General features: G+C 71.5%; 3 protein-coding genes. All 3 read right to left on the reverse strand.

Annotated features, from left to right (window positions below):
* Window positions 1-180: 180 nt before the first annotated feature.
* Window positions 181-1,419: a hypothetical protein gene (locus D7X32_RS43415; protein ID WP_120608342.1), complete on the reverse strand. Its 1,239-nt coding sequence runs from the start codon at window positions 1,417-1,419 to the stop codon at window positions 181-183.
* A complete protein-coding gene (locus tag D7X32_RS43420; protein ID WP_208752742.1) occupies window positions 1,416-3,977 on the reverse strand; it encodes a TonB-dependent receptor domain-containing protein in 2,562 nt (853 codons plus the stop codon). The genes D7X32_RS43415 and D7X32_RS43420 overlap by 4 nt, the downstream gene beginning before the upstream one ends.
* A partial coding sequence (locus tag D7X32_RS43425) for a PEGA domain-containing protein (protein WP_120608344.1) occupies window positions 3,974-4,268 on the reverse strand: 295 nt, incomplete at its 5' end. The genes D7X32_RS43420 and D7X32_RS43425, both read right to left, overlap by 4 nt.

Genomic DNA, 4,268 nt, shown 5'->3' on the forward strand with positions numbered 1-4,268 from the left:
TCCCCGTGGGACGGGAGGGCGCGGTTTCGGGGGCGGAGAGAGGGCCGGCCTTCATCGGAATCAGAACCTCACGGAGGGGGGAACGCCTCCAGCAGCACCCCTCCATGGTCGCGGATGGGCCCTGCGAAGTCAAAGCAACCCAGGGCGCCGCGCCGCGATTTCAGGAGGGCGGAAACGACCTCAGTGCACCTCCAGCACGAAGGCCTGGGACTGCACGCCCGGCAGCCCCGCGGCCTCGGCGAGCGCCGGGTCCAGGTCGTTGGGCAGCCGCCACGTCTGCCCCGTGGACTGCAGCAGGGTGACGCTGTAGCGACCCGGGGGCACGGCCGCGAGCGGCGCGGGCGCGGCGGGGTCGCGCGCGTCCAGCGCCAGCGGGCGGATGGCCACCAGCAGCTGCGGGACGAAGACGGGCTGCGGGCGGGGCTGCCCCTGGGCATCGAGCAGGGCGGCGAGCAGGGGATCAGGCACCAGGCCGGCCGCCAGCACCGTGACGTCTGGCTTGCCGTCCTTGCCGCCGTTGGCGCGCGCGTAGTCCACGCCCTCGGCGTCCACCACGCCGTCGCGGTTGAGGTCGTTCTCGTCGACGTAGCCCGTCACGCCTTCCGCCAGCTTGCGCACGATGACGCGCGGCCAGAAGTCCGGCACGCCGTCGCCGTTGGCGTCGTCAGGGACGCCGTCCTTGTTGGCGTCCACCAACTGCACCCAGAAGCCGCCAGAACCGGCTCCGGGGGCCCGCTGGTCCACCGCGCCGGTGAGCAGCTGCGGCGTGAGCGTCAGCAGCTTCGTGGGCGTGGTCGCGGTGTTGAACTCGCGCGCATCCGCGGTCTGGAAGGCGGGCCGGTCGAAGGGCACGGTCGCGGAGTCCGCGAAGGACACGGAGACGCCGGTGAGCGGCTGGGGCCAGCCGTCCGCGTCCGCCGTCACCTCCAGGATGCGCGTGGCGCCGTTGGTGGGGTCCACCGAGCCGCCGCCCACGTCGCCCGCGTTGGGCTCGGAGGTGACGCCGTACCAGGGATTGAAGTCGGACACGTGGCAGGGCTGCGGCAGGCTGCGGCAGGTGTCCGTGTCGATGAAGCCGCGCAGCAGGTAGCGGCCCGGATCCACGAGGCTCAGCGCGAACGGCGCGGTGAACGGGCCCGTGGAGTTGTCCCCCATGGACGCGCCGAACAGCTCCGCGGCGGTGACGATGGTGAAGGCCAGCGGGCGGCCGGAGCCCGCGGGCGGCGGCGGGTTGGCCGCGTCGTAGAGGAACACGACGGCGTTGCCGCGGGCGCGCGACTGCACCACGAGGCTGCCCTCGATGCGGGCGGAGCGCGTGTGCTGGCGGCCGTCCGCGGTGGGCACCACGTCCGGGGCATCACAGCCGCCCGTCAGCAGCGACGCGAGCGCGAAGGCGAGGAACGAAAGGGGGCGCTTCATGGGGTCACCGTGAGGTTCGCGAACACGCGCCGCTCGATGCGGTTGCCGAAGGGATGCTCCGAGTGGCTGCCGCCGAGCTGGCTGCCCTGCAGCGCCACGGAGACGGTGTCCTTCACCACGGTGTAGCCCACGCGGGCGTTGACGACGGTGTAGGCGGCGAGGTTGTTGGCGATCAGGTCCACGCGCGTCGGGTCGGACGCGGAGGGCTCGCGCTCCACCCAGGTGGTGGAGGACGTGAACGCCGCGTCGATGCCGAACTCCAGGTCCGTGCGCGTGCGGTAGGTGACGCCGCCGAAGAGCCGGAACGCCGGCGTCTGGCTGCACGTGCCGCACTGGCCCTCGTCCGGCATGTCGGAGCTGATGTGCTGGTACGCGGCGCTCGCCTTCACGCCCAGGCCGTCGATGGGGGACACGTTGATGCCCGCTTCGACGCCGCGCGCGGTGTAGATGGCGGCCTCGTTGGTGAACAGCGAGCGGCCCAGCAGGTAGCTGCCGGTGCCGCTGTCGTAGGACTCTCCGGCGGGCAGCGGCTGCACGGGCGACAGCGCGATGAGGTCCTTCACCGTGTTCTGGTAGAGGGCCACGTCCCAGTCCAGACCCAGGCGCGGGGACTCACCGCGCCAGCCCAGTTCCAGCGCGTTGAGGCGCTCGGGGCGCAGCGTCTGGTTGCCGGTGGTCAGCAGGCTCACGCCGTTGACGCCCGGCACGGGCACGGGCAGCCGGGTGTAGCTCTCCAGGAACGTGGGCTCGCGGAAGGCGGTGGCCACGGACGCGCGGAAGGCGTGCCCTTCAATGGGCTGGAACACCGCGGACAGGCGCGGCGACTGCGCGATGCCCGGCTTGCCCTTGTCGAGCAGCGGGTGGCGGTCCACGCGGTAGCTGACGATGAGGCGCAGGGGCTGCACGATGCGCCACTCGTCCTGGACGAAGGCCGCCGCGTGGAACTCCTCGCGCAGGCCGTCCAGGTACTGGAAGGCCACGCGCTTCAGGCGGCCCTCCACGCCGATGTTCACCTGGTGCTCACCGGCCAATTCGAAGCTGCGCGCGTACAGCGCCTCGCCGTTGAAGACGTTGGACGCGACGCTGGTGGTCAGCGAGCGCTGGCCAATGGCCTCGTACTGCGGGCCCGCGTCACCGGACAGGTGGTTCCAGAACGCCTTGAGCTTCACCGCGCCCAGCTCCACGTCGGCCTTGGCGTACGCGCCCAGGCCGTCGATGTAGTAGTTGCGCAGGAGGCCCAGCGGATAGATTTCCGTGAGGTAGCGGTGCACTCCGCCGGAGAGGCCGATCGCGCGGCCCTCCTCGAACGAGTACACGGTGGACAGGTTGGCGCGAGCGCCGCGCTGCCCCAGGTCCGGATCCGCGGGCCCCTCCAGGGCGAAGTCCGGACGGCCGCTCTCGTAGTCGCGGCTCCACTTGTCCTCCTGCCGGTAGGCGGCGGACGCGCGGTAGCGCAGGGCGCCGTTCTGTCCGTGGCTGACGAAGGAGCCCTGCACGGTGTTGCCGCCACCCGCCATGGCGCCGAAGCGCGCGCGCCGGCCGGTGCCGGGGGCCTGGGTGATGATGTTGATGACGCCCAGCATCGCGTTGGCGCCGTACAGCGCGCTGCCCGGACCGCGGATGACCTCGATGCGGTCGATCTCCTCCAGGCCGATGGGCAATCCCGCCCACACCGTGAGACCGAGGAAGTCCTGGTACTCGGTGCGGCCGTCCACCAGCACCAGCACCTTGTTGGCCAGGCGCTGGTTGAAGCCACGCAGGCTGACGTTGGCGCTGCCCACGCCCATGGCCATCACGTCCGCGCCGGGCACGCGGCGCAAGAGCTCCGGCAGCGTGGTGGCACCCGACAGGCGGATGTCCTCCGCGGTGATGACGGTGGTGGCGTTGGGCGCTTCCAGCGAGGACTGGGCGCGGCGGCTCGCCGTCACCACGCGCTCTTCGTAGGGCACCAGGCCCTGGTCGCCAGAGGTGTCACCGGACTCGGCGCTGCCGCTGGAGGCGGTGGGGCCGGGCGTGGCCGCGGGCTGCTGCGGGGCCTGGGGCTGGGCGGTGAGCGACTCCGCGCGGTTGACGGCCTTCTCCAGCCGCTCCATGAGCGAGGCCAGCTGCTGCTGGGCCTGGATGCTCGTGGGGGGCGGCGGGGGCATGGGCAGGCTGGACGTGGAGCCGGTGCCCGGCGTGCCGCTCTGCGTGCCGGGAACGGGGGCCTCCGCCTGGGCCGCCTGGAGGGTGGACTCCAGGCGCGTCACCTGGGCCTGCACGTTGGTGGCGTCCGGCGGGTTGGAGGCCAGGTAGCGCTTGTAGGCGTCCAGCGCTTCGTCCAGCCGGCCCGCGTCCTGGTATGCCCGGGCGATGTTGTAGAGGACGCTGGGGTGCGGCTTGATGTTGTAGGCCTCTTCAAGCTCGGCGATGCCTTCATCGAACTGCTTCTGCTCGATGAGGTTCATGCCGTTGCGGAAGTGGCGGCGCGCTTCGAGGCGCGCGTCCGCCAGGGCCTCGGTCGCGCAAAGACACAGCGCGAGGAGCGCTCCACGTCGGAAGGCTGTCGGGGGATTCACTGGTACGGATCGTCCTTGTACGAGGAACCCGGAGCCTTGGTGGGCTTCGGTCCCTGCTTCTTGATGCGCGGAAGCTTGATGGAGACGTTGACGGTGGTGCCCGGCTCACCCGAGTAGGTCTTGCTCACGGTCTGGTAGCCGTCCATCGCGAACGACACCTCCACGTCCGCGAGGCCCGGCGTGTCCGGGGTGTGGTTGATGACCAGCGGGGTATTGCCGCGAACCCTGCCGTTGAGCTTCACCTCCGCGCCCGGGGGGTCGCTCTCCACGTCGAAGCGGACGGGGCGGGGG

It is taken from the genome of Corallococcus carmarthensis, from assembly GCF_003611695.1.
Taxonomy (GTDB): domain Bacteria; phylum Myxococcota; class Myxococcia; order Myxococcales; family Myxococcaceae; genus Corallococcus; species Corallococcus carmarthensis.

What these genes read in the sequence shown, in the direction of transcription:
- D7X32_RS43415 (WP_120608342.1), bottom strand. Translation starts at nt 1,419, where the DNA reads ATGAAGCGCCCCCTTTCGTTCCTCGCCTTCGCGCTCGCGTCGCTGCTG.